The following is a 23,955-nucleotide window of genomic DNA, read 5'->3' as shown; positions in this document are numbered from 1 at the left end:
TTTACATTTCACCACTTCACCTTTGCCCTACATCCGCTGCTCAGGCTTGGCGGCAGGCAAGGGCTTACGGGGCAGTTTGGCGTCGCGCATGGCGGCCTGGTACACGAAGGAAGCTACCAGTACCGAGGCCTGCTTGAGGTCGTCGGCGGGGAGCCGCTCGTAGGTGTCCATGTTGGTGTGGTGGGTACGGGTGCCGTAGTCCAGCGGGTCCTGAATGAACTGGAAGCCTGGTAGGCCCACGGCGTCAAAGGAAAGGTGGTCGGTGCCGCCGGTGTTGCGCAGCGTCACGGTAGTAGCCCCCAGGTCGGCGAAGGGCTGAAGCCACTCCCGGAAGATAGGCGCGGCGGCCTCATTGCCCTGCGCGTAGATGCCCCGGATTTTACCGGCCCCGTTATCAAGGTTGAAGTACGCGGCCAGCTTCTCGTGGTCGGGCAGCAGCTTCATAGTGGCGGGGTCGGCAAAGTGGTTTTTCACGTAGTTTCTGGAGCCGAACAAGCCCTGCTCCTCCTCCCCCCACAGCGCAATGCGGATGGTCCGGCGCGGCTGTACGCCGCTGGCTTTCAGGATGCGTACGGCTTCCATCATCACAGCACAGCCGGCGGCATTGTCTGTGGCGCCGGTGGCAGCGTGCCAGGAGTCGAGGTGGCCACCCAGCATTACAACTTCGCTTTTCAGCTTTTTGTCGGTGCCCGGAATTTCAGCTACCACATTGTAGCCTTTCAGATCCTGGCTCTGAAATTTGGTGCGAGTTTCCAGCTCCAACTCTACCGGAATACCGGCATCTACCAGCCGAATCAGGCGCAGCTGGTCTTCGGGAGCCATTTCCAACTCGGGCAGCACGGGCTTGGCATCAGCGGCGTAGGGTGCGCCGTTGCTGGTGAAGAAGGTCCCATCGGAGCCGCCACGGGTGCTCAGGATAGCCGCCGCACCCTCACTCAGAATCATGTCCGACATCTTCGTGCGCAGGGCCATCATGGTGCGGCGTTGGGCCATACGCTTCTCCATTTCGGCGTCGTCGGGCTTGGCTGCGGGCGGCTCAGGCTTGAAGTCGGCCATTTTCTGCAGTTCCTCGGCGGTGTAGCGTTTAGCGTCGGGCTCGAAGCTGGTTTTGGGCGGATTGGCCACGTCCAGCAGCACAATCTTGTCGCGCAGCTGGCCTTTGTACTTCTCCAACTCAGCCTCGGTGGTGGCTTTTACCACAATCACTTGCTTTTTCAGCGGGCCGTTGGTACTGGGCGTCCAGGCTTTGGGTGCCCCGATGAGGGTGTGGTAGTACGGCGCCGTCATGGCCACGTACGACTTCTCGATGTCCCAGCCGCGGCCGAAGGTGCCCCAGGGCTCAATGGTGGCCTTGGTGAGGCCCCAGCTGGTGAGCTGCTTCTGTGTCCACTGGTTGGCGCGGGTCAGGCCCTCGGAGTTGGCTAGGCGTGGGCCGCACACATCGGTGAGGTAGAAGGCCGTTTCCATCACTTTGGAGCGGTTCATCCCCTCGTCCTTGATTTTGGCGAGCATGGCCGGGTCGGCTTTGGTGCCTTGCTGGGCCAGCGCCGGAGCGGCAGCTGCCAAGCCACCGGCCAGGGCGAGAAGTCGGAATGTGTTCATTCGGGTTGGTTGTAGAGTGGATGTTCAGGATGCTAAAGAACCGGAAAACCCGCCCACGTTGCGCCGCCAGCCAGTTCAGGCAAAAGCCTGGGTTGGGAGCCATACAAACCGTCATTCCAGGTAGAATATCACTTCGGCGGGAACATCACTCCGAATAGAACGCTATTCCGAGCAGCGCGAGGAATCTCGCGTGCTGACGTATGTACTACCATTGCAACATCAGCACGCGAGATTCCTCGGCTCCGCTCGGAATGACGTTCTTTCTGTTACTCCTTTACCTGTTACTCTTCACTTATCCCCTGTTACTCCTACACCAGCTTATCCGGCGTGATGGGCAGTTCCCGGATGCGCTTGCCGGTAGCGTGGTACACAGCATTGGCGACGGCCGCCGTGAAACCAATCAGTCCGATTTCGCCCATGCCCTTCGCGCCCATTGGGTCGAGGTGCTGGTCGGGCTCATCGATGAAAAGGACGTCAATATCTGGCGCGTCGGCGGCCACGGGCAGGTGGTACTCCGCCAGCTGGTTGTTTAGGTAACGGCCGAAGCGGTGGTCCATGCGGGCCTGCTCCATCAGGGCCATGCCGATGCCCCATACTACTGAGCCGTACACCTGGGAGCGGGCCGTTTTGGGATTCAGCACCCGCCCCACGTCCAGCGCCGACACTACCCGGCTCACCCGCACCTGCCCGGTGGCTTTGTGCACCCGCACCTCCACAAAATTGGCGCAGAACGACTTGCCCGAGTATTTTTCCTGCTCCGGGCCTTTGTCGGCTTCGCGGGTGAGGTCGAGGCCCATGAGGCTGTGTCGGCGCAACAGGTCGGAATTGGTGAGCTGCTCCTTGGGCCGCCGCGTCTGGCGCACTACTCCGTTTTCCAGCGTTAGGTCATCGGGTTGCAGCTTGTGCTTCGTCCATTCGGGGTTGCGCACAGCCAAGTCCAGCAGCTGTTGCCGCAGGGCGGTGCACACGGCGTGCACCGCTGTACCCACCGAAGTGGCCGTGTGCGAGCCGAACTGCCCCGGCGCGGGCGGCAAGGCGGAGTCGCCTAATTCAAACCGGATGTTTTCCACCGGTATGCCGCTGGCATCGGCCGCAATCTGGCTCATAATGGTAGCCGTACCGGGCCCTACGTCGGCGGTGGCGCTTTGTACCAGCAGACGGCTATCGGCAAAGAGCTGGGCCCGGGCACTGGCCTTGGTGCGCTCCGATTTATAGATGCCCATACTCATGCCCCAGCCCACCAGCCACTCCCCGTCACGGGTGGCGCGGGGCGGAGCAGGGCGCTTGCTCCACCCGAATTTTTCGGCACCCCGCTCGTAGCACTGGCGCAGCTGGTTGCTTGACCACGGCTTGTCGCCCACGGGGTCCACGTCGGCAAAGTTCCGCAGCCGCAACGCCAGCGGATCCATCTTTAGGGCATAGGCCAGCTCATCCATAGCCGATTCCATGGCAAACGAGCCGCTGGCTTCGCCGGGGCCGCGCGTCCAGGCGGGTGTGCTCAGGTCAAGGGGCACCAGCTGGTATTTGGTATTGAGGTTAGGGCAGCGGTAGGATGATTTGGTGGGGTCCACGATGCGCTCCGCAAACTCTTCATGGCGGGAAGTCTGTCCCAAGGCTTCATGCGTGATGCCTGTCAGCTGTCCATCGGCCGTAGCTCCCAAGGCCACTTTCTGGATGGAATAGGGCCGGTAGCCCACCAGATTAAACATCTGGTCGCGCCGAAGGGCCACCTTCACCGGCCGGCCCGTCAGCTTCGCCCCCAGAATAGCGGCTACTTCCTGGGGCCAGATGCGGGAAGCCCCGCCAAACGCGCCGCCTACAAACGGGGAATGTACCTGCACACCGGCTTCGGGCAGTTGAAACATGCGCATCAGATCCTGCCGGGCCAGGGCCGGGGCCTGGGTTTTGTTGTACACCGTGAGTTGCTCCGGGCCGTCCCAGCGGGCAATGGTGGCGTGCGGCTCCATGGGGTTATGCACCTGCACCGGCGTGCGGTACTCCTGCTCCACTCGCACCGGGGCCTGCCGGTAGGCATCGGGCTGGCCGCGCAGGTAGTCGTCGGCTTTTTTGGGTTTGATGGCACGGCTGCGGTGGGCGCTGAGGTCGGTTTCAGGCTTTATGGCCTCGTACTGCACCCGCACCAGCGCGGCGGCGTGCTGGGCGTGTTCTAGCGTATCGGCAATGGCCAGGGCCACGGGTTGGTTGCTGAAGTGAATCTGGTCGTCGTGGAACACACGCAGTTCCTGCCCTTCCAGCCGGGGGTTGCTGTTAGCCTGGGCATCCCGGTATGCGGGCACGCCGGGCGAGTTGCGGTGGGTGAGAACGGCCAGCACGCCGGGCGCTTTTTCGGCCGCCGCCGTATCCAGCGTTTTGATGCGCCCCCGGGCAATACTGCTCGTCAGCAGTACACCGTGTATCACGCCGGGCACGGCATGCTCGGCAGCGTAGCGGGCTTGGCCGGTTACTTTCTGGCGGCCGTCTACGCGGCTGAGGGGCTGGCCGATACTGGGAGCGGCAGGTTGTTTATCGTCCATTGCTATAGTTGCGGCTCAATGAGGTCCGGGCTGATGTTTATTGGCTATTTGGCCCAAGTATGCCTGTATTTACGGCTGTAGGCAGCACAATGCTGCACTGAACAATCGTGTTACGCTTGTTACCCCTGTTTTTTCCTATTCTGAAACGACTTCGGTCATTCTTGCCACCAACCGGAGAAACAGCCCGAAAGCATATATCCTATTTTGACAATATATTGACTCTGCCACCGGGTTTTCGTAACTACCTTACTCCTACTCCTTAAGTTGGTTACATGCTATGAACGTGCTCAAACGCAACAATGTACGCGTAACCGGACGGGGCTCCCGGACATTGCTGTTCGTGAATGGCTTCGGCTGTGACCAAAGCATCTGGCACTACGTTACGCCAGCCTTTTACGAGCATTTTCAGTTGGTACTTTTCGACCATGTGGGAGCTGGCCTGTCCGACGTGGCCGCCTACGATCCAGGCAAGTACACGTCCCTCGACAGTTACGCTCAGGATGTACTGGACATCTGCCAGGAGCTAAACCTGCATGACGTTACGCTCATTGGGCATTCGGTAGGAGCCATGATTGGCATGCTCGCTGCTATTAAGGAGCCTGTTTTTTTTCAGCAGATCCTGATGCTTTGCCCTTCTCCCTGTTACCTTAACGAGGCTGGCTATCGGGGTGGCTTTGACCGGCAGGATATGGAGGATATGCTGCGGTTTATGGAGCAGGACTTTGTAGGCTGGGCCGATTCATTCGCGCCGTTCATTATGGGCAACCCCGACCGGCCTAATCTTACCGCCGAGTTGGCGCATAGCTTCTGCCAGAACGACCCTTCCATTGCCAAGCAGTTTGCGCGCGTCACGTTTCTTTCGGATAACCGCCAGGACGTTGCACGTCTGAAAACACCCTGCCTACTGCTTCAGTGCGCCCAGGACCTGATTGCTCCCCTCGAGGTAGGTGATTTTCTGAAGGCCTGCCTGCCCAACGCTACCCTCATTACGCTGCCTGTAGCCGGCCACTGCCCCCACGTAAGTGCCCCCACCGAGACCCTAACCGCCCTGGAAGCCTTCATGGCGGCCTGATAACAACGGCTCACGCACGGCCAGCTACCCTGAAAAGGGAATCTTTGCGGATATTCGGCCCGTCCGATTTCCACTCTTACCCTATCCTTCCGTGCTACTTCGTTTGCTGCTACTCCCCTTCCTGCTTATTCTCCCGCTTTTCGCCAGCGCCCAGTCGCCCGCCCCCGACAGCAGCTACGCCGCCAAGCTGACGGCCCCCGGGGTGAACATGATATCCATCGACGGCAAGTACAAGGTGTGGACCCAGAAGGTGGGCGCGGGCAAAATCAAGCTGCTGGTGCTGCACGGCGGCCCCGGCAACACCCATGAGTACTTTGAGAACTTCCCGCAGTATTTGGCCAAGGAAGGGGTGGAAATCTATTACTACGACCAGCTCAACTCCTTCCATTCTGATAAGACCGACGACCTGAGCATCTGGACCATTGCGCGCTTCGTGGAGGAAGTAGAGCAGGTGCGGCAGGGCCTGGGGCTGGATCAGCTCTACCTGCTGGGCCACTCCTGGGGTGGGATGCTGGCCCTGGAATACGCGGCCAAGCATCCCGAACATATCAAAGGACTCATCACATCCAACATCGGCTACAAGGCCACGGTGTTCAACAAACACCGATTCAGCCAATACGCGGATATCATTCGGCGGCAGGCGGCGCAGGAGGGCAAGGTCATTGCCGGCCTCGATACGATGGGGCTGCCCCGGCTGGTGGCTTACATCACGCCGGCCGTTACCAAGGAGTTTCGCAGCCTGCATATGATGCGCCGGGTGCCGGAGCACCCCATCTTCACGCGCAGCCAAGCCCACATTACCCGCACCTACGCGGCCACCTTCATGCCCTTTATGCTGGCCTGGGATTTCTCCGACCGGCTGGCCACCATCAAGCCGCCTACGCTGGTCATCGGCGCGCAGCACGACTTCGTGCCGCCGGCCGATATTGCCTACATGCAAAAGCACGTTCCCAACTGCCAGGCCTACGTCTGCCCCGAGGGCTCGCACTACGCCATGTGGGACGACCCCGAGCACTACTTCCCGGCCTTGATCAAGTTCCTGCGGAAAACGGAGCGAAAAGGGTAACTTCAGTTGACCTTTTTCGCTTCCTGCCATGACTGTCGAATACATCCGCTACCGTATTACCGCCGGGCAGCAGCCGGCGTTTATTGAAGCCATCCGGCGTGCCAACGAGCTATTGGCTGCCGCGCCCGACTGCCTGCGCTACGAACTCGCCCACTGTGAGGAAGATGCCGAGCTATTCATCTGGCGTATCGAGTGGACCTCAGTGGAGCAGCACTTGCAGGGCTTCCGCAAAAGCGCGGAGTTCGGGGCGTTTTTTCAGCTGGTGAAGCCGTTTTACGCCAGTATTCAAGAAATGAACCACTATATGGTGGAGGAGCAGACACTATTCAATTGAATGATAAGACCACTGGTTAAACAGTTAATTGCACAGGAACTCACTACCCCAACTTGGGAAGTAACCAAGCAGTTCTTGACTATCCACCGCATCGAACAACAAGAAGGTGAAGCAGTAGTCCTGCACATTGCAGATACAAAAGAGGGATATGCTACAGCGTATCTAGCAGTTGAGGAAACCAGGTTTTATCTGGCTATCAGCATAGATACCACGGCCGCTAAAATTACCAACGTGCACACTGAGGCGTTTCACGACGTCTGGCTCCGGGCTACTTCTGAGAAGCTAACTACGGCCCACATGTTACAGCTTACCTCACTTACTCCGCTGAGGCAATATACAAGAGGAGACAGCCGTCGGGGTACTTTCAAGTATACACATAGTGTGGTTGATTTTCGACCACACCATGAGCCTGACACCTTCGAAAATCATGTCGGCAAGCTGCTTGATTTACTGGAACAGGATGCGGATGGCATCAGAGCCCTAGCTAACGAAACAGAGTGTATAATCCGCGTGGCCTCGTATTTCCACAACGGCAACACTGTGCTCGGTGGGCATTTTCTGGATGCGCGCACATTGAAACGGATCAGTAATCTGAATCTAGCGTTGGATTTTGATCTGTATGTAGAAGGCAATTTCTGGCCGGAAGTCATTGACGAATAACCCCCACCCCGCCCCGCTCGTCTAACCGGCTACTGCTTACTTAGCCGCTGCTGCATGAGTCTTTGGGAAATTATTAAGCGCCTGCTGCCGTACGTGCGTCCGTACCGGGGACTCGTACTTGCCACGCTGCTCCTCACGCTGGTAGGCTCGTTGGCGGCGCAAGTCAATCCGTTTGTGTTGCGTTACACCGTGGACACGGTGCAGGGTTTGCTGGACCGTAACCAGGGTCTGGCCGAGGGCGCGGAGTTGCTGCTGCTGGTGAGCGGGCTGCTGCTGGGCAAGGAAATCATCAACACCGGCATCCAGTTCGGGCAGAAGTTCTACGGTGAGAAAATCCGCATCAATGTGTCCAGCACGCTGGTGCGCGACGCGGTGCACAAGGTGCTCAGCTACCAGTTGGGCTTCTACTCCGACAGCGGCAACCAGACCGGCAAGCTTCAGACCCGAATTGATAGAGGCGTGGAGAGTTTGATGAAGCTGGTGCAGAACTTCTTCATTGATATTCTGCCGCTGTTTGCCAACTCCATTGTGGCCCTGGTGGTCATGTTTGCCAACAATCTGTACGTGGGGCTGGTGGCGGTGGCGGTGCTGCCAGTGTACTTCTGGCTCAGCTACCGCCAAGCCGATAAGCTCAACGGAACCCGCCGGGCCCTGCGTGGTCTGCGCGAAGCCCGCAGCCAGGGCCTCGTGAATCTCATCGACTCGGCCGTGGTCATCAAGAGCTTTGTGCGCGAGGACTACGAGGAGCAGAAGCAGACCCAAGTGCAGCAGAACCTCCAGGAAGCCCAACTCCAGACCCGCAAAACCAACTTCCTCTACGACGGCCTCAAAACCTTCACCGAACAGATCGGGGTGGTGCTCATCATCATCCTGACGGCCTATCTGGTGCTGGATCGGCAGATCAGCATCGGGGCCATCATGTTCCACATCCTGCTGTTCAATAACGTATCAGCCCCCATTCGGCAGCTGCACCGCATTTATGATGAAATGAACGACGCCCTCACCTATGCCGAGGGCTTCTTCGACATTCTGGACGCCGAGGACGCCGTGGAGCCCACCGGCCCGCTCCGGCCCGACCACCTATGCGGCACCTTCGACATCTGTAATGTGGACTTCACCTACCCCAGCGGCACCCAGGCCCTGCACGACGTCTGCCTGACCATTGAGGCCGGCAAAACCACCGCGCTGGTGGGGTTGAGCGGGGCCGGCAAGAGCACCGTCATCAACCTGCTCTGCAAGTTCTACGCCCCCGACTCGGGCCGGATGCTGCTCGACGGCCGCCCGCTGGCCGACTACGACACCCACGCCCTGCGCCGGCAAATCGGGCTGGTGCTCCAGAAAAACCACATTTTCAAGGGCACCATCGAGGAGAACATCCGCTACGGCGTGATGGATGCCACCCTCGACCAGATCAAGGCCGCCGCCCGCCAGGCCTACCTGCACGAGCAGATCATGGAGTTGCCCAACGGCTACCAGTCCGACGCCCAGCAGCTATCCGGCGGGCAGCAGCAGCGCATTGCCATTGCGCGGCTATTCCTCAAAAACCCACCCATCATCTTCCTCGACGAGCCCACCGCTTCCCTCGACGCCATTGCCACCGAGCAGATCAAAAACTCCCTCGACGCCATCAAAAAGGGCCGCACAGTGGTCATCATCTCCCACAGTCTCGCTCAGATTGTCGATTCCGACTGCATCTACGTGATGAAGCAGGGCCGCATGGTGGAAAGCGGCACCCACGAGTACCTCTACGACCTACGCGGCACCTACCGCGAAATCTTCGACGCCTCCGCCCGCAGCCTCAACATCGAGAAACTAGCCCGCGTGATGGTGGACGACGAGGATGAAGTGGGCGACACAGCGGGGTAAATACACTAGTAGCTAACCAGTAATTAGTCACCTTATATCTTTGGCTATCTTCTAAAATTTGCTGTTATGCACACTCTGGATTGCCCTTCACAACTCAAAAAGTTGTCCTTTACCCAACTGGTACTAGCTATTTTATTTAGTCTACTAGTAACTAGTAGCTATGGACAAAATCTCTTTTCCGAGAAGTTTAACGGCTGTAATACTGATCAGTTTAGTCTTGAGAGTGATACTGTAACTGAGGTGGTCTAGCTAAAACGGACAGTGCGAAGTCTTAACTTCCGCTGCCCATGACTGAAAAATCGAATCCTGGCGGGGCACCCGATACCCGCAAGAAATATACGCCGGCGTTCAAGGCCGAATGCGTGCGCCAAGTGGCGACCGGTGCTCGGCAAAGCGATGTGGCCCGCGCGCAAGGCATTTCGCCCGCCCTGCTGGGGCGCTGGCAGCGCCTGGCGTTGGAGCAGGCCGTGCCTAGTAGCGCCGAACGTGACGAAATCAAGCACCTGCGCGCCGAGCTCAAGCGCGTGGAAATGGAGCGTGATATTTAAAAAAAGTCGTGACCATCTTTGCGCAACCGCCTCAATCATGAGTCGTTACCGGTTCATCGAGGGGTGTGCCGAGCCGTGGCCGGTGCAGGTACTCTGCCGGGTACTGGCCGTGAGCAAGGCCGGCTATTACCAGTGGCGGCGCCGCCCGCCGCAGCCCGCTAGGCTGTGGCAAGAAGCGGCACATACCGCTTTCACACGCCATGCCCGGCGCTACGGCACCCGGCGCTTGCGGGCTGAACTACACGCCGAGGGGCATGCCGTGGGCCGGTACGCGCTGCGCTCGTGGCTACACCGGCATGAACTGCGGGCGTTGAGCACCCGCCCGCATCGGCCCCGTACCACCGTGGCCGACCCGGCCGCCGTGGTGGCCGAAAACAAACTGCTCGGCCGGCCCGCGCCCACCGCCCCCGACCAGGTGTGGGTCGGCGATATCACCTACTTGCCCCTGGTAGGCGGGCGCTGGTGTTACCTGGCTACGTGGCGCGACGCGTGTTCCCGGCGGGTGGTTGGCTGGCACCTGGCCGCGCAGATGCCTACCGAACTCGTGCTGCTAGCCCTGGAACAGGCCCTGACCCTGCGCCAGCCCGCACCAGGCCTCATCATCCACGCCGACCGCGGCAGTCAGTACACCAGCGCCGCCTGCCGGACCCGCATCGACCAAGCCGGGGCCGTGCCCAGCTTTAGCCGACCGGGCAACCCCTACGACAACGCCCAGGCCGAAGCCGGCTGGAGCACACTCAAAACCGAACTGCTGCCCCACGGCACTGCGTTTGCCTCCCTCGAAGAAGCCCGTCTGGAAGTGGCCCACTACCTAGATACCTACTTCAACCTGGACCGCCGCCACTCCGCTCTCGGCTACTGCTCGCCCCACCAATTTGAACACGACCTGAAAACGAACCTATCTTAGCGCACTGTCCATTTTTACTGGACCACCCCAAACAGCTAAGGTTGATTCTCAGATTCTCATTTCCGTTGTTACCGCTTCATTAAGCGCGGAGGAAGGTAAAAATGTAACAGGCACACTAGCTCTACAGATTATCGTTGAAAAAAATGGCCAATCGTGTTTGCTAAGTGTAAAAAATGACACTAACCTAAAAACTAAACGGCTACGCTTAAAAGAGAATATTGATAGCAAACTTCAGTGGAAAGAGGTAAAGAATAAAATTGCAGCAGTAGTTGTGCTGAGTTTCGACCATGGTGCTGTTTCGATAAAAAGATTAGGAATGAATGGCAAAAGAGGTGTGCACGAGTTACGCCTGTAAACTAGATGGCACCTTTGAAAACTGCGCATTCAGCGTGTGTTCAGTTTGACGCAGTTCTCAACCGTGTTTTAATGCTCATTATGACCCTCGACCTGACCGGCATTACCAGCAAAGTGGCGCTGCACCAGCTATTCAAGGAGCAGCTGGGCTTTGAGGAATGGTACGGCCCAAGCTGGGACGCCTTCTGGGATTCCATCGTGGCTATTGTGGAAATGCCGCCCGTACTCACGATGAAGAACTGGGAAGAATTTGCCCGCTGCTGCCCCCGCGACATGGAGATTCTGCGGCAGGTTATCCAGGATTACGAGGAGGAAATGCGTCCGAAGCGGATGGTGCTGGGCTAAGCGGCAGTGCCAATGCGGACCTTCTCGCCTTTTGCGTTTATCCGGTATTCGGCCCCGTTTTCAATCAGCAGGCCCTGGGTGCGGGGGCTGTGCTTTTCCTGGCCGTGCTTAACATCTATCTTCAGCACTTTGCCTTCGTAATCGGTCATTACATTCTCAACTACCGAATGGCCGATAACCAGCCGGGAAGCGTGATAGAACTGTAACACCTGCTCCAACTCGGCCTGGGTGGTGCTATGGTACGCGGCGTGCAACGGATCATTCACCAGAAAGAAGGCCTTGTACAGCAGGCTCATCGATAAACCCCTATCCCAGTACGGGCTATCATAGGAACTCAGGACGATACCTTCCCGGGAACCCTCGAGTCGTTTGGCTGCTCGGAAACCGTAATACTTACGGGCAATCTGGTTGAGGTCCGCCAGCGCCAGGTTGCTCTCAATCAGTTTGGGTTTAAGCCCGGCGTGCACGAACAGGTAAGGGCCAATCTGCTCAATAACGTTTTTGCTTCTTAGCCAGCGCCCCAACTCCGACTGCGGGGAATACAGCGCCTGTCCGGCTTTATCCCAGCGCGGCTCCCCGCTGATGCGTTGGGCCGCCCCGATGTATTTGCGTTGCGCGTAGGAAGCGTCGCCGTAGAGGTTCATTATTTCGTGGTTACCCAGGATGAAATGTACCTTTCCACCCGCTTGCTCGGCTTGGCCCTCCAGCTTATACAGCAGCCACAGCACCTGCGTCACCTCGTCGCCCCGGTCCATAAAATCACCGTTGAGCACCAGATGCCCTTGCCCGAACGTCCAGTTGTAGTGCCGGTCAACAACGCCGTTGCGTTGCAGAAAACCAGCCAGGGCATTGAAATTTCCTTCGATGTCGGAAAGGGCAATCAGCCGGGCGGGCATGGGGTACGTGTGCGGCGGTAGCGCATGCACCGGGCGCACCACACAGGTGAAGGAGTCCCGGTCAGCGTTAGGAACCCGGACGCGCACCGGCCGACGAATATCCAGCGGCGCGCTCGTCAGTTGGTTGTGCTCGTCGATGTTGAACTGGGTAGTGCCCAGCAGATATGGCCCGTCTGTTCCATTCAGCGGAGTTTGCGCCCGCTTATGCGTGAAAAGGCCAAATTCTTCTTCGTTGAACAGGGCATCGAGCCCCGACCAACTGTAGGTATACACGCCCGCCTCTTCATCCAGACTGTCCTGCCCGAAAACCGCCGTAGTGATTAGGCCATAGCCGCACAAACCAATTACGCCCCATTTTACCAGTGCCAGTAGGGCCGCCTTTGTTCGTTTCATGTTGTTGCTTTCGCCAGAAGTTGCGGTACTGGCATCATGGAAGCAGTCGGGCAGTATTCAGTTTCCCTAACTATACCCAGCAAATGTAAACGGCTGTATGACATCAGAAATCAGCCTCCGGACAAATTTTGCTGTATCGAACCTCGTACAAGCATCGGCCGTGTTCGGGGTTGGGCAGTTTCCTGTTTCGTGGGGTTCGAAAATCCTTGGTAACCTTTGCACATCCCTTCGCTTTTTGGTTCTCGCCAACAGATGTCACACTTCAAACGCTTCCTGCTGTCTTGCCTGCTCCTAACGGCCACGCTGGCTCACGCTCAGAAAGCGCCGTTTACGTTCCACACTATCCCGCTACCCCCGGAAATTGCGGACAAGAACAACCAGTTTTCCGGCCTGTACCTGCGCCCCAATGAACTGCTGCTGCTTTCGGAGAGCCGCTTGCAGGAGCGCGCCGAGGCGAAAGTGTACGGCATCAACCTGGGCAGCATCGACAACCAACTGGCGGGGAAGGCGAAGACCGTAGGATACAGGAAATACAGCATTCTGGGCCTCGACCGAATAAAGGCCCGGATTGACAGTGCCTGCCAGCTCTACGAGGGCCTGGAGGGCCTGACGATGCTGGGCGACGACGCCTATTTCACCATCGAAACCACCACGGCTTCTACCTACTGTTATCTAATTAAAGGCCGGCTCAGTGAAGAAAACGCCAGCATCACCATTGACACGCGCTATCTGGTGCCGCTGGCCAAGCCGGCCCTCACCGATGGCACGCACATCAGCAACGCCGGGTTTGAGGCTGCCACCGGCTACAACCAGAGTCTGCTGTTTCTCTTCGAATACAACTACTTCACGCACGACAACGTGGCGTTCCGGCTGCCCACGGCCGCCATTCGGAACGACATTCCGCATTACGTACCGGTGGCCCGCCTGCCCTTCCGCGTAACAGACCTGACGTACAAAGGCAAAAACCGCTTTACAGCCATTAACTACTTCTACAACGGTGCCGACGACAGCGTGTACCGCACCCCGAGCCCCGACCCCAACGCCCGGTTCCTCCGGAACGGCAGCGGCTACCAGAACTACTGCCGCCTCATCAGTCTGCGCTACAGGCACGATAAAATCACCTGGAAGCCGCTGTTTGAGTTGCCGCGCGAGTATATGACTTACAACTGGGAAGGCCTGGCGGCCTACCGGGGCGGATATTTTCTGATCAACGACAAGTATGGTCCCTCCGGCCAGTCTACGCTGCTGTATCTTCAGAAAAAGTAAGCGTGTCTGCAGGAATCCGGTAGCTCGGCAAGCTCGGAATGACGTTCCTGATTGACTCTAAAACATCGTAAGCGTTTCCAGATGCTCCGTACCTTCCTTCTTCTGTCGTTTCTACTACTCGGTCGTCTGGTGCTAGGGCAACAGGCGGTAGCTTACGGCAGCAACCCCGCCGCTGGTAAGTACGCCACAGTGCGCGGTATGAAGCTATACTACGAAACCTACGGCACCGGGGCGCCCTTGCTACTGCTGCACGGCAACGGTGGTAACAGCCAGGATTTCACGAAAACCATTCCCTACTTCGCGAAAAAGTACCGGGTTATTGCGCTGGACAGCCGGGCCCACGGCAAATCGGTGGATGCGGGCGACTCGCTGAGCTTCGAGCTACTGGCCGACGACTGCGCGGCCCTGCTCACGCACCTGCGCCTCGATTCGGTGTACGTGCTGGGCTGGAGCGACGGAGGCATTACGGCATTGTTGCTGGCTCAGCGTCACCCCGGGAAAGTGAAGCGTCTGGCCGCCACCGGCGCCAACCTCTGGCCCGATTCCACGGCCCTGATGCCGGAGCTGTGGCAGCAGATGCGGCGTGGTTACCAGGAAGGCCGCCGCCAAGCCTTCACTGACCCCAAGCGCCGCAACGACTGGAAAGTATTTCTACTCGACTGGCGGCACCCGCATATCCCGCTCCCAACCCTGGCGGGCATCAAGGCGCCGGCCTTCATCATTGCCGGCGACCGGGACGTAATCCGGCCGGAGCACACGGTGGCCATTTACCAGAGCCTGTCCCGCGCCTGGCTCTGGCTGGTGCCCAACAGCGGCCACGCCACCCTGCACGAGCACGCCGACGAGTTCAACCGCAAAGTGGATGAGTTCTTCCGGACGAAATCGATTCCGGCCCCGGCCCGCTGACTTCATAGCAGGCGCAACAAGGCAGAAAAAGCGCGAAACTGAACCGTAGAAGCCGAAAACGCACAGCCCGACAATAACCGACCGGTAGCCGGATGCGTTAGCCATAGCCTAACCTATCCTTTCCATCCACATGGCAACTACAACCCAGACAGCCCTCATTACCGGCGGCACCAGCGGCATTGGCCGGGAACTGGCCAACTGCTTCGCGCAGGATAAATACAACCTCATTTTGGTAGCCCGCAATCAGCAGGAGCTCGACCAGACCGCACAGGAAATCAAGCAGCAATACGGCGTGGAAGTCACCACTATTGCCAAAGACCTGTTTAAGCGGGAAGCCCCGTTTGAAGTGTATGAGCAGGTGCAAGCCACCGGCAAACAGGTAGATGCCTTGGTAAACGATGCCGGCCAGGGCCAGTACGGTACCTTTGATACTACCGACATCAACCGGGAGCTGGATATTATTCAGCTGAATATCGGGGCCTACGTGGTGTTTACCAAGCTGTACCTGCAGGAAATGTTGAGCCGGGGCAAGGGTAAAATTCTGCTGGTGGGCAGCATTGCCGGCGAGCTGCCGGGGCCGCTGCAATCCGTGTATCACGCCACCAAAGCCTTCGTGAATTCCTTTGCCGAGTCGATTCAGAATGAGAACAAGGACAAGGGCGTGACCATCACCAACCTGCTGCCCGGGCTAACCGATACCGACTTCTTCAACAAAGCCGATATGACCCGGGCCAAAAACGTAGCCGAAAAAAGCGGCATGATGCAGCCAGCAGACGTGGCCAAAGATGGCTATAAAGCCCTGATGGCGGGTGACAACCGCATTGTTTCCGGCCTCATGAACAAAGTGCAGGTAACTACCAGCAACGTACTGCCCAACGAGCTGATTGCCGCCAAAGTCCACCAGGAAAGCCAGCCCGTCGACGGCAACGAAAGCGCGAAATAGCATTGCTATCCGGCATTTCGGTTAAAGCCCAGCCCTAAAAGGCCGGGCTTTTTTACTAGGCTGGACGCAGAATTTGACGGCGACAAAAGAAGATTCCTGCCCCGGACTGTTATAGAGGCTTCCGCCTCATCTGGCGCAACTGCATACCCTTTCCATACAACATGAATAACATTGCCCTGATAGTTGGCGCAAGTGGCATTATCGGCAGCAACCTAGCTCAGGAACTGCTGGCTCACAATTGGCCTACCTACGGCCTGGCCCGCTCGCCCCGCCCGGATATAGCCGGCCTGCACCCCGTAGCCGCCGACCTGCTCGACCCTGCCAGTCTGCAAAACGCGCTGGCTGGTCTTGCGCCTACCCACGTCTTCATCACCAGCTGGATGCGCCAGGATACGGAGGCCGAGAATATCCGCGTCAACAGCTTGATGGTACGCAACCTGCTGGATGCGCTGGCGCCCCAAAAATCGGTGCAGCACGTGGCATTGGTAACCGGCCTCAAGCACTACCTCGGACCGTTTGAGGCCTATGTAAGCGGCGGCACACCACCGCCCACGCCCCTGCGCGAGGAACAGCCCCGGCTCCCGCTCGACAACTTCTATTATGCCCAGGAAGATGAAGTGTACATTGCCGCCGCTCGCGACGGGTTTACCTGGAGCATCCACCGCCCGCACACCATCATCGGTAAGGCCGTGGGCAACCTCATGAACCTGGGCACTACCCTGGCCGTGTACGCCAGCATCTGCAAGGAAACCGGCCGGCCCTTCCGCTGGCCCGGCTCGGAAGCCCAGTGGAACGGCCTCTCCGACGTGACAGATGCCCGCATTATTGCCCAGCAATTGCGCTGGGCCGCCACCGCCGAAACTGCCCGTGACCAGGCATTTAACATAGTGAACGGCGACATTTTCCGCTGGAGCTGGCTGTGGCCGCGCCTGGCTGCGTGGTTTGGCGTGGAAGCCTTGGGTTTCGATGGCACGATTCACCCACTAGAGGCCGAACTGAGCCAAGATGCCGCCGTGTGGCGCGAAATAGCCGAGCGGCACCAGCTTCAAGAGCCCGCCCTCGATCGCCTCGCCTCCCCCTGGCATACCGACCTCGACCTGGGCCGCCCCATTGAGGTGATGACGGATATGGCCAACAGCCGCAAGCGGGGCTTCCTGGCCTACCAGTCCACCGAAGATTCCTTTTTCGACCTATTTGAGCAGCTCCGTACCGACCGCCTGATTCCGTAATTCGCAGGGCTGCATGCATAACTGAACGTTATTTCGGGATAGTAGCACGTCATTCCGAGCTTGCTGAGGAATCTCGCGTGCTGATATTGTGACACTAATTCTAACGTCAGCACGCGAGATTCCTCGGCAAGCTCGGAATGACGTGCTACTAGGTTTTGAACAGCTTTACCATCTAAGCCAAACCGACGCTAACGCGGCCGTTAGCGTCGGTTTGGCTTTTTATCTGAGCCTTTACTGCAAGGCAACGTATACGGCAACTCAGCGGCGCACTTGTGGCCGCGTACTCCATTCAGCCTTTTCTCATGCATAAGTTCACCGTAGAACGCCTCACCTTCGATACCCTCACCCAACTGCCCAACTCCTGGGAGCCGGCCGATTATAAGGCTTTGCTCACCAAAACCGGTTACGACAACCCCGACGAAATAGCTGCTAACGAGCTGACCGACATGACCCACATGGCCCTCACCGATCTGGAACCCACTGAGGCAGCTCAGTTGGTACTGGAATATCTGTTCGAGGACCAACTCACTACCGGCCAGATCGAAAACCTGGCCCACCAAATGCTCACCGAAAAGCTCTGGGAGGAAAACCCCGAACTGGGGCAGCACGAGGGCTTTTTCAAGGCTACTCAACTCCTGTACACGGCCTACAACGGCAAATTTCCCCGCGCCGAGGCCGTGCAATTCCAGGTGCAGCTTACTACCGAAGATGCCGAGGCACTAACCATCTTCAACCAGCAGCCCGAAGCCCCGCTACTCCGTCTGCTGGCCCAGGGCATGCCCCATAATACGCTCCTCAAGCGCCTCTTCCACGAGCAACTGGACGGCACCAGCTTTCCCGAAGCACCTAGCATCATCTGGCAACTTATGCCCTCGAAGAAGACGGACAGTTCCGTAATCTTCGACGTGGTCAGTTCCGCTTACTGGCTTGATGACTTCAAATACGCCGACACCTACGAAGCTACCACCCAAGCTGACGCAGTAGCTGAAACGGCTGAATAGCTTTTAGTAGCTCGGCAATAGCGCAACTACCGTTCGGCCCCCGATAACTCTAGTTGTCGGGGGCCGAATGGCGTATACAGGTATTGGTAACACTGCCGTAATACGACGGACACATTCAGGTAATAGATAATGCCGCACTTTGTGCCAGCATTATCATTTCATGAAGAAACTGTTAATCCCTCTGCTGCTGCTGGCTGCCGGCAGCGCCCACGGTCAGGCCGCCGACTCGGTTTCCTCGGAGCCGGCCCCGACGCCCAAGTGGTATCAAACTGTCTCCATTCGGGGTTACGTGCAGGCCCGCTACAACCGGCTGCTGGAAACCAACCCCGACCTTACCTGCGAGCAGTGTGACCGGTCGTGGGGCCGTAATGGCGGGTTTTCCTTGCGGCGGATTCGCATCATCTTCTTCGGGCAGCTGCATGAACGGGTGTACTTCTACCTCCAGCCCGATTTCGCCAGCACACTCAGCGGCAGTTCCTCCCTGAACGCCACCCTCCTGCGCGACGCCTACTTCGACGTGGGTTTAGATAAGGCCAGCCAGTTTCGGGTGCGGTTGGGGCAGAGCAAGATTCCGTTCGGCTTCGAGAACATGCAGTCCAGCCAGAACCGTTTGGCCCTGGACCGCAGCGACGGGATCAACAGCTCCTTTTCCAACGAGCGGGATTTGGGTGCCTTTCTTTACTGGGCCCCGACGGCCGTGCGCCAGCGGTTCAGCCGCTTAGTGAAAGACGGCCTGAAAGGCTCCGGCGACTACGGCGTGGTGGGCATCGGGGCCTTCAACGGCCAGACGGCCAACCGCCCCGAGCTCAACAACCAGCGCCACGTTGTGGCCCGCGTCACGTATCCGCTGGAAATCGGTGGGCAACTCATCGAGCCGGCGTTGCAGGCATATTCCGGCGAGTACGTGGTGAACCGCGACCAGCTTTCCAGCGGCGTGAAGCACCGCCCCGACCTCCGCTACCCCGACCAGCGCATGGCCGCCACCTTCGTGCTCTATCCCCAGCCCTTCGGCTTCCAGGCCGAGTACAACGTGGGCCGCGGCCCCGAGTTCAACCCGCGCACCGACAGCATCGAAACCCAACGCCTACACGGCGGCTACCTGCTGCTCAACTACCGCCTCCAGCACAAAGGGCAGCAATTCTACCCTTTCCTGCGCGCCCAGTACTACGACGGCGGCAAGAAACACGAGCGGGACGCTCGTAGCTACCAGGTGCGCGAGGCCGAGTTGGGCGTGGAGTGGCAGCCGTTCCCGAGCTTCGAGTTGGTGACGATGTACACCCTTTCCAACCGCCGCTTCGAGGATTTCCAGAAGCCCGACAACCGCCAGCGCGGCGGCCTGCTGCGCCTGCAGGCCCAGCTGAATTTCTAGATGGTGGCGGTGCAATGCTGGACGAGGCAAAAACTGTTATGCTGAGCCTGCTCGAAGCATGACCGTTAGGAGAATTTCAGTTGATTTTCAGTTGGTTGTGGGGTCCCAGTTGCGCAGCACGTTCTGGCGGGTATACTGCCGGGCTTCGGCCTCAGAGAGTTGCCCAGCCCAGTTGACGCGCTTGGCTGGGGCGGCCCCGGGGCCGCGGCTCTGAAACTCGGCGTAGCGGGCGGTTTGCTTGTTGCTTTCCTTATCCCAATGGTCCCAGCCTTCGGGCTTGATCTGCCGGCCCAGCTCGCAGCTTATAAACACGGTTTTGGCGTAGGGCCGCCAGGGCCGGCCCAGGTAGAAGCTGCCGGCCGGGGCGTCGCCGGTTATGCGGCACTGATTGAACACGTAGCCGTAGCGGGTGCTGTCGGGCGTGGAAGCGGCCGTGACGAAGCCACCGGTTTTGCAGAAGATGGTGCACTTCTCAAACCACACCGTGCTGCTGCCGAAGATGAAATCTACGGTGCCTTCGATGTAGCAGTCCTGGTAATACTGGCGGCTGCCGTAGCCGTAGGTGTATAATGTATCTTGGAAACCGAGAAAGCGGCAGTTTCTGAACCGAGCTTTGTCGCCGGCCACCCATACCGCCACCGCCTGCCCCACCGGCCCCGAGGAGTTCTGAAACGTGAGGTTTTCGGCCGTGAAATCGAAGCCGTAGATGTAGCAACTGGCCGAACCCGACGTGCCCTTATCCTCCCCAAAAATGTTCTTTTTCTGGTTGTAGTCGTCGTAAGTGAGAATGGTTTGCTCCCGGTCTTCGCCCACCAGCTTCACAAATTGCTTGGAGCCGGCCAGCAGCAGCTTCTCCTTGTACACGCCCTTCTTAATGAAAATGGTCGTGACTTTCTTCCGGAAATCAGGCACGGCATTGAACGCCTCCTGCACCGTCCGGAACTGCCCCGATCCATCCTGCGCTACCACAAAATCGTAGATGGGCGCGGCTGCTACTGCCTGACGCAGTACAGGCCAGAGCAACGCCAGCACAAGCAGCAGACGCTTCAGGCTGATATGGTTGGAAAGGCTGGTTAGATAGCAGATTGTTGAAGAAAGGAAAGACATAAACGGAACTGAACAGCGGCCACCGAAAACAGACATTGCTTCGCGAGGAATCACCGCTGATTCTTCAGCGGCATCAAGCTACATGATACTACTAACGACTGGCTTATGACAGCGAAAGTGTCGTTATTTCGCCGCAAACGATGTCGGGAACGTTGCCATGTCGTCAGAGCGTATTCTATTTATGTCCTCGCCTCTAACCCAGTTTTTTCAGCAGCACGCCACTAATTCACCGGATTCCCGCTTGCTGTCTTATCACTTGCCGGCTTGGATTCGCTTTGACCTGCAAGTCCTGCTTTCGCCTGATGATACCGGCTACTTTGCTCAGGTTCTGCATCGGGCTACTACCTTGTTCGAAGCGGCCTTTGCGCCGACCGATGAGGTGCTACTGGTGTATCAGGAACACCGCTACAAACGCCACCGTATCCATAGTAGCGGCTATTTGTTCCGACAATTGGGCATCCACAAGCACGACGTCACGTTTCGCAATCGACGGGCCATAGCTAATCCGGAAACGTATCATGAAGGACGTTGGAGTGAGGCGCTCTATTCCACCGTCGCAGCCCAAATACCGCACCGAACGCTGCTGGCCGCCATCAGCCACCTGGATTTCCCGGACCAGAACAGACAAACGCTCCACGGTCAGCTCTACTTTTTCAACCAGACCCGGGGGCTTATTTTCTTCATGTATGATGATCGTGGCTTAGTCATCAGCAGCAATAGCCCGGAAACAATCCGGCCTCTATATCAAAAATACAACGACTGGATTCTTGACTACGACAGGACAACCATAGACGCGCTGTTTTCAGCAGCTACAACTCCTAGCCCCTGAACGCAACAACGCCCAGCCAAACCGGCCGGGCGTTGTCGTTTACTGGAAAATCCGCACAGACTACTGCTTAGCGTTCGTAATCAGTTCCACGATTTCCTCCGAGATGCCGGTGGTGCTGAAGCCGCCGTCGTGCATGAGGTTCTGCATGGTCACGTAGCGGGTCAGGTCCGAGAACAGCGAAATGCAGTAGTCGGCGCAGGCTTCGGCCGGGGCGTTGCCCAGCGGCGAAAGGCGGTTGGCGTACTCGTAAAACGCATCGAAGCCGCTGATGCCGGTGCCGGCCGTGGTTTTGGTGGGCGACTGGCTAATGGTGTTCACGCGCACTTTCTTGAGCTTACCGAGGCGCTGGCCGTAGCTGCGGGCAATGCTTTCGAGCATGGCCTTGGCCTGCGACATGTCGGTGTAGTCTAGGAAGGCGCGCTGGGCGGCAATGTAGCTCAGGGCCACGGCCGAGCCCCACTCGTTGAAGGCGTCCTGCTTTTCCGCCACGGCCAGCATCTTGTGGAACGACAGCGCCGATACATCGAGCGTCTTCTGGTACCACTCATAGTTCAGTTCACCGTAGTGCTTGCCTTTGCGGATGTTGGCACTCATACCAATGCTGTGCAGCACGAAATCGAGCTTGCCGCCGAGGTGCTCCTGCGCCCCCGAGAACAGCTTCTCTAGGTCCTCCATAGAAGTGGCATCGGCCGGGATGATGGGCGCGTTGCACTGCTCCGAGAGCTTGTTGATTTCGCCCATGCGCATGGCCAGCGGGGCGTTGGTGAGCACAAAGCGGGCACCTTCGGCGTGGGCCTTCAGGGCTACTTTCCAGGCAATGGATTCTTCATTCAGCGCGCCGGAAATGATACCGACTTTGCCCGCGAGCAGGTTTGACATCTTGAGTGATTTAGTGATTTAGTGATTTAGCGAGCAGGAAAGTAGTACATCCCTTTCCGTTGCATTACCAGCAAGAGGCAGCAAGTTAAACAATCACCAAATCACTGAATCACTAAATCACCATTTACCCCGCCATTTCTACCCCACGCAGGGCCAGCAGTTCCCGGGCGCTCTGGGTGGCGTGCAGGCTGGGGTTGGCACCGGAAATCATCTGGGCAATTTCCTGAATACGCTCTTCCTGGCTGAGCTGGCGGATGCGGCTCACGGTGCGGTCAGCGCGGTCTTCCTTGTACACGAAGTAATGCGCGTCGCCGGCGGCGGCCATTTGAGGCAGGTGGCTGATGGCAATGAGCTGGTGCTTTTTGGCCATCTGCTGCATCATGCGGCCCACTTTCACCGCAATTTCGCCGCTGATGCCGGTGTCAATTTCATCGAACACTATCGTCGGCAGAGCCGTTTTATCGGCCAGCATGTACTTAATGCACAGCATCAGGCGCGAAAACTCCCCGCCCGAGGCAGCCTTGCTCAGCGTCTGGGGCTGGGCACCTTTGTTGGCCGTGAACAGAATACTGATAACATCGGTGCCGCTGGCGCTGGGTGCGCATTCTTGGTGCTGCACCACAATGCGCGCGTGGGGCATTCCCAGATCCATGAGCAGAGCGGCCAGCTCTTTTTCAAACTTCGGAAACACCTTACGGCGGGCCTCCGAGAGACGCAGGGCCTGTTTCTGCACGGCGGCCAGGCTGGTTTCCACGTCGCGGCGGAGCCGGCTGATCTGCTTATCCAGGTTGAGGACGGAGCTTACTTTGTCGCGCAGGTCGGCGCGCACGGCCAGCAACGCTACCACATCCCGCACTTGGTGCTTTCGTTGCAGACTGTAGAGTACGTTCAGGCGGCTCTGCAGCTCGTCGATGCGGGCCGGGTCGCCTTCGGTGCGGCGCTCTACGGCTTCAATTTCGTCGGCAATATCGTGCAGTTCAATCAGGCAGCTGTCAATGCGCAGCTTCAGTTCCCGCACCGGTTCTGAATAAGCTGCAATTTGCCCCAGCAGCGTGGCGGCATCCTTGAGGGCTCCGGTGGCGCAGTACTCGTTTTCCGAGAGGCCCTGCAGCGCGTGGGTCAGCTTGAACTTGATTTCCTCGGCGTGTTCCAGCTGCTTTACTTCCTGCTCCAGGTCGTCCTGATGTTCATTATCCAAGCTGGCTTCTTCCAACTCATTAAGCAGAAAGCTGTGATAATCCAACTCTTTATTAGCCTGAGCCACCTGGTCTTCCAGGGCCTTCAGGTCGGCGTCCTGCTTACGGTACTGCCGATAGGCGTTGCTGTACTGCCCCCGCGTGGGTACCAAACCAGCGTATAGGTCCAGCAGATTCAGCTGAAACATAGAGTCGCCCAGCAGCAGCGTATCGTGCTGGGAGTGAATATCCATGAGATTAGCACCAATGTTACGCAGGGCTTCCAGCGTAACGGGCGTGTCGTTCACGAAAGCGCGGCTTTTCCCGGCCGGACTAATTTCACGGCGCAGGATACACTGCCGGTCATAGTCCAGGTCTTCGGCTTCGAAAATATCCTGAAGCTGATACCCGCTGATATCAAACTGCCCCTCAATCACACACTTCTTTTCCGTATCGAAGAGCATGCGGGAGTCGGCGCGGTTGCCCAAAAGCAGGCCAATGGCCCCCAGCATAATCGACTTACCAGCTCCTGTTTCGCCGGTAATGATGTTGAGCAAAGCGGAGGGCCGAAGCTCCAGCTTTTCAATCAGGGCGTAATTCTGAATTCGTAGATCAACCAGCATAACGTGAACCAAATGAGGCCGGAGCGCCGGCCGTAGCTGCCAAAAAAGTGA

General features: G+C 58.1%; 21 protein-coding genes. 15 read left to right on the top strand and 6 right to left on the bottom strand.

Translation table 11 applies throughout. The features are described 5' to 3' along the window. Positions 1–27: 27 nt before the first annotated feature. Both HSW_RS05770 and HSW_RS05765 read right to left on the bottom strand, forming a co-directional pair. Positions 28–1,602 (bottom strand): M28 family metallopeptidase, encoded by a 1,575-nt coding sequence (locus HSW_RS05770; protein ID WP_044001196.1) that lies wholly within the window; start codon positions 1,600–1,602, stop codon positions 28–30. Positions 1,603–1,910: 308 nt separating this feature from the next. Beyond that, positions 1,911–4,136, bottom strand: a complete 2,226-nt coding sequence (locus HSW_RS05765) for a xanthine dehydrogenase family protein molybdopterin-binding subunit (RefSeq protein WP_044001195.1) — start codon at positions 4,134–4,136, stop codon at positions 1,911–1,913. A gap of 277 nt (positions 4,137–4,413) precedes the next feature. Here HSW_RS05765 and HSW_RS05760 point away from each other — a divergent pair, with 277 nt between their 5' ends. The 8 genes from HSW_RS05760 to HSW_RS05725 all read left to right on the top strand — a co-directional run bounded on the left by HSW_RS05760 (position 4,414) and on the right by HSW_RS05725 (position 11,288). Beyond that, the gene (locus tag HSW_RS05760; RefSeq protein ID WP_044001194.1) at positions 4,414–5,208 is read left to right on the top strand and encodes an alpha/beta fold hydrolase; all 795 of its coding nucleotides are present in this window, start codon (positions 4,414–4,416) and stop codon (positions 5,206–5,208) included. A gap of 91 nt (positions 5,209–5,299) precedes the next feature. Next, positions 5,300–6,274: a proline iminopeptidase-family hydrolase gene (locus tag HSW_RS05755; protein WP_155832839.1), complete on the top strand. Its 975-nt coding sequence runs from the start codon at positions 5,300–5,302 to the stop codon at positions 6,272–6,274. 28 nt (positions 6,275–6,302) lie between these two features. Then, entirely contained in the window at positions 6,303–6,608 is a 306-nt protein-coding gene (locus HSW_RS05750) for a putative quinol monooxygenase (protein ID WP_044001193.1), read from the top strand. Next, a complete protein-coding gene (locus HSW_RS05745; protein ID WP_044001192.1) occupies positions 6,609–7,268 on the top strand; it encodes a DUF4279 domain-containing protein in 660 nt (219 codons plus the stop codon). It abuts the gene before it with no gap. 54 nt (positions 7,269–7,322) lie between these two features. Further along, positions 7,323–9,134, top strand: a complete 1,812-nt coding sequence (locus HSW_RS05740) for an ABC transporter ATP-binding protein (protein WP_044001191.1) — start codon at positions 7,323–7,325, stop codon at positions 9,132–9,134. Positions 9,135–9,421: 287 nt separating this feature from the next. Further along, on the top strand, positions 9,422–9,682 hold the full coding sequence (locus HSW_RS05735) for a transposase (protein ID WP_052346148.1): 261 nt from the start codon (positions 9,422–9,424) through the stop codon (positions 9,680–9,682). Positions 9,683–9,719: 37 nt separating this feature from the next. Further along, positions 9,720–10,589 carry an IS3 family transposase gene (locus HSW_RS05730; protein ID WP_044001190.1) on the top strand — a complete coding sequence of 290 codons (870 nt, stop codon included), beginning with the start codon at positions 9,720–9,722 and terminating at the stop codon, positions 10,587–10,589. A 426-nt stretch (positions 10,590–11,015) separates the two neighbouring features. After that, the gene (locus HSW_RS05725; protein ID WP_044001189.1) at positions 11,016–11,288 is read left to right on the top strand and encodes a barstar family protein; all 273 of its coding nucleotides are present in this window, start codon (positions 11,016–11,018) and stop codon (positions 11,286–11,288) included. Here the strand turns inward: HSW_RS05725 and HSW_RS05720 are convergent. Continuing rightward, positions 11,285–12,577 (bottom strand): metallophosphoesterase, encoded by a 1,293-nt coding sequence (locus tag HSW_RS05720; protein ID WP_044001188.1) that lies wholly within the window; start codon positions 12,575–12,577, stop codon positions 11,285–11,287. The two genes, HSW_RS05725 and HSW_RS05720, sit on opposite strands and share 4 nt — an antisense overlap. 252 nt (positions 12,578–12,829) lie before the next feature. Between HSW_RS05720 and HSW_RS05715 the strand changes: the two genes are divergently transcribed. The 6 genes from HSW_RS05715 to HSW_RS05690 all read left to right on the top strand — a co-directional run bounded on the left by HSW_RS05715 (position 12,830) and on the right by HSW_RS05690 (position 19,291). After that, the gene (locus HSW_RS05715) at positions 12,830–13,843 is read left to right on the top strand and encodes a hypothetical protein (protein ID WP_044001187.1); all 1,014 of its coding nucleotides are present in this window, start codon (positions 12,830–12,832) and stop codon (positions 13,841–13,843) included. Positions 13,844–13,924: 81 nt separating this feature from the next. After that, a complete protein-coding gene (locus tag HSW_RS05710) occupies positions 13,925–14,749 on the top strand; it encodes an alpha/beta fold hydrolase (RefSeq protein WP_044001186.1) in 825 nt (274 codons plus the stop codon). A gap of 130 nt (positions 14,750–14,879) precedes the next feature. After that, complete coding sequence (locus tag HSW_RS05705) at positions 14,880–15,692, top strand: SDR family NAD(P)-dependent oxidoreductase (RefSeq protein ID WP_044001185.1); 813 nt, start codon at positions 14,880–14,882, stop codon at positions 15,690–15,692. 161 nt (positions 15,693–15,853) lie between these two features. After that, entirely contained in the window at positions 15,854–16,921 is a 1,068-nt protein-coding gene (locus HSW_RS05700; protein WP_044001184.1) for an SDR family oxidoreductase, read from the top strand. Between the two features lie 302 nt (positions 16,922–17,223). After that, complete coding sequence (locus HSW_RS05695) at positions 17,224–17,922, top strand: hypothetical protein (protein WP_044001183.1); 699 nt, start codon at positions 17,224–17,226, stop codon at positions 17,920–17,922. A gap of 160 nt (positions 17,923–18,082) precedes the next feature. Further along, positions 18,083–19,291, top strand: coding sequence for a porin (locus HSW_RS05690; RefSeq protein WP_044001182.1), 1,209 nt, complete (start codon positions 18,083–18,085; stop codon positions 19,289–19,291). An 87-nt stretch (positions 19,292–19,378) separates the two neighbouring features. Here the strand turns inward: HSW_RS05690 and HSW_RS05685 are convergent, their stop codons facing one another. Then, positions 19,379–20,398 (bottom strand): pectinesterase family protein, encoded by a 1,020-nt coding sequence (locus HSW_RS05685; protein ID WP_197031948.1) that lies wholly within the window; start codon positions 20,396–20,398, stop codon positions 19,379–19,381. A 181-nt stretch (positions 20,399–20,579) separates the two neighbouring features. Here HSW_RS05685 and HSW_RS05680 point away from each other — a divergent pair, with 181 nt between their 5' ends. Continuing rightward, on the top strand, positions 20,580–21,227 hold the full coding sequence (locus HSW_RS05680; RefSeq protein ID WP_197031947.1) for a DUF3885 domain-containing protein: 648 nt from the start codon (positions 20,580–20,582) through the stop codon (positions 21,225–21,227). Between the two features lie 60 nt (positions 21,228–21,287). Here HSW_RS05680 and HSW_RS05675 read toward each other — a convergent pair whose 3' ends face one another. Beyond that, positions 21,288–22,106, bottom strand: a complete 819-nt coding sequence (locus tag HSW_RS05675) for an enoyl-ACP reductase FabI (protein ID WP_044001180.1) — start codon at positions 22,104–22,106, stop codon at positions 21,288–21,290. 124 nt (positions 22,107–22,230) lie between these two features. Further along, on the bottom strand, positions 22,231–23,904 hold the full coding sequence (gene recN / locus HSW_RS05670) for a DNA repair protein RecN (RefSeq protein WP_044001179.1): 1,674 nt from the start codon (positions 23,902–23,904) through the stop codon (positions 22,231–22,233). Between the last annotated feature and the right edge of the window lie 51 nt (positions 23,905–23,955).

This window comes from Hymenobacter swuensis DY53 (assembly GCF_000576555.1).
In the GTDB taxonomy this organism is placed as follows: domain Bacteria; phylum Bacteroidota; class Bacteroidia; order Cytophagales; family Hymenobacteraceae; genus Hymenobacter; species Hymenobacter swuensis.
The sequence above is the reverse complement of the archived record's forward strand: the minus strand, read 5'-3'. Positions and strand labels throughout refer to the sequence as shown.

Bases quoted from the DNA above. Each gene is read 5' to 3' on its own strand.
- HSW_RS05690 (WP_044001182.1), top strand. From the start codon at position 18,083: ATGAAGAAACTGTTAATCCCTCTGCTGCTGCTGGCTGCCGGCAGCGCC.
- HSW_RS05700 (WP_044001184.1), top strand. From the start codon at position 15,854: ATGAATAACATTGCCCTGATAGTTGGCGCAAGTGGCATTATCGGCAGC.
- HSW_RS05735 (WP_052346148.1), top strand. From the start codon at position 9,422: ATGACTGAAAAATCGAATCCTGGCGGGGCACCCGATACCCGCAAGAAA.
- HSW_RS05760 (WP_044001194.1), top strand. From the start codon at position 4,414: ATGAACGTGCTCAAACGCAACAATGTACGCGTAACCGGACGGGGCTCC.
- HSW_RS05745 (WP_044001192.1), top strand. From the start codon at position 6,609: ATGATAAGACCACTGGTTAAACAGTTAATTGCACAGGAACTCACTACC.
- HSW_RS05730 (WP_044001190.1), top strand. From the start codon at position 9,720: ATGAGTCGTTACCGGTTCATCGAGGGGTGTGCCGAGCCGTGGCCGGTG.
- HSW_RS05720 (WP_044001188.1), bottom strand. From the start codon at position 12,577: ATGAAACGAACAAAGGCGGCCCTACTGGCACTGGTAAAATGGGGCGTA.
- HSW_RS05750 (WP_044001193.1), top strand. From the start codon at position 6,303: ATGACTGTCGAATACATCCGCTACCGTATTACCGCCGGGCAGCAGCCG.
- HSW_RS05680 (WP_197031947.1), top strand. From the start codon at position 20,580: ATGTCCTCGCCTCTAACCCAGTTTTTTCAGCAGCACGCCACTAATTCA.
- HSW_RS05740 (WP_044001191.1), top strand. From the start codon at position 7,323: ATGAGTCTTTGGGAAATTATTAAGCGCCTGCTGCCGTACGTGCGTCCG.
- HSW_RS05710 (WP_044001186.1), top strand. From the start codon at position 13,925: ATGCTCCGTACCTTCCTTCTTCTGTCGTTTCTACTACTCGGTCGTCTG.
- recN (WP_044001179.1), bottom strand. From the start codon at position 23,904: ATGCTGGTTGATCTACGAATTCAGAATTACGCCCTGATTGAAAAGCTG.
- HSW_RS05765 (WP_044001195.1), bottom strand. From the start codon at position 4,136: ATGGACGATAAACAACCTGCCGCTCCCAGTATCGGCCAGCCCCTCAGC.
- HSW_RS05685 (WP_197031948.1), bottom strand. From the start codon at position 20,398: ATGTCTTTCCTTTCTTCAACAATCTGCTATCTAACCAGCCTTTCCAAC.
- HSW_RS05695 (WP_044001183.1), top strand. From the start codon at position 17,224: ATGCATAAGTTCACCGTAGAACGCCTCACCTTCGATACCCTCACCCAA.
- HSW_RS05675 (WP_044001180.1), bottom strand. From the start codon at position 22,106: ATGTCAAACCTGCTCGCGGGCAAAGTCGGTATCATTTCCGGCGCGCTG.
- HSW_RS05715 (WP_044001187.1), top strand. From the start codon at position 12,830: ATGTCACACTTCAAACGCTTCCTGCTGTCTTGCCTGCTCCTAACGGCC.
- HSW_RS05705 (WP_044001185.1), top strand. From the start codon at position 14,880: ATGGCAACTACAACCCAGACAGCCCTCATTACCGGCGGCACCAGCGGC.
- HSW_RS05770 (WP_044001196.1), bottom strand. From the start codon at position 1,602: ATGAACACATTCCGACTTCTCGCCCTGGCCGGTGGCTTGGCAGCTGCC.
- HSW_RS05725 (WP_044001189.1), top strand. From the start codon at position 11,016: ATGCTCATTATGACCCTCGACCTGACCGGCATTACCAGCAAAGTGGCG.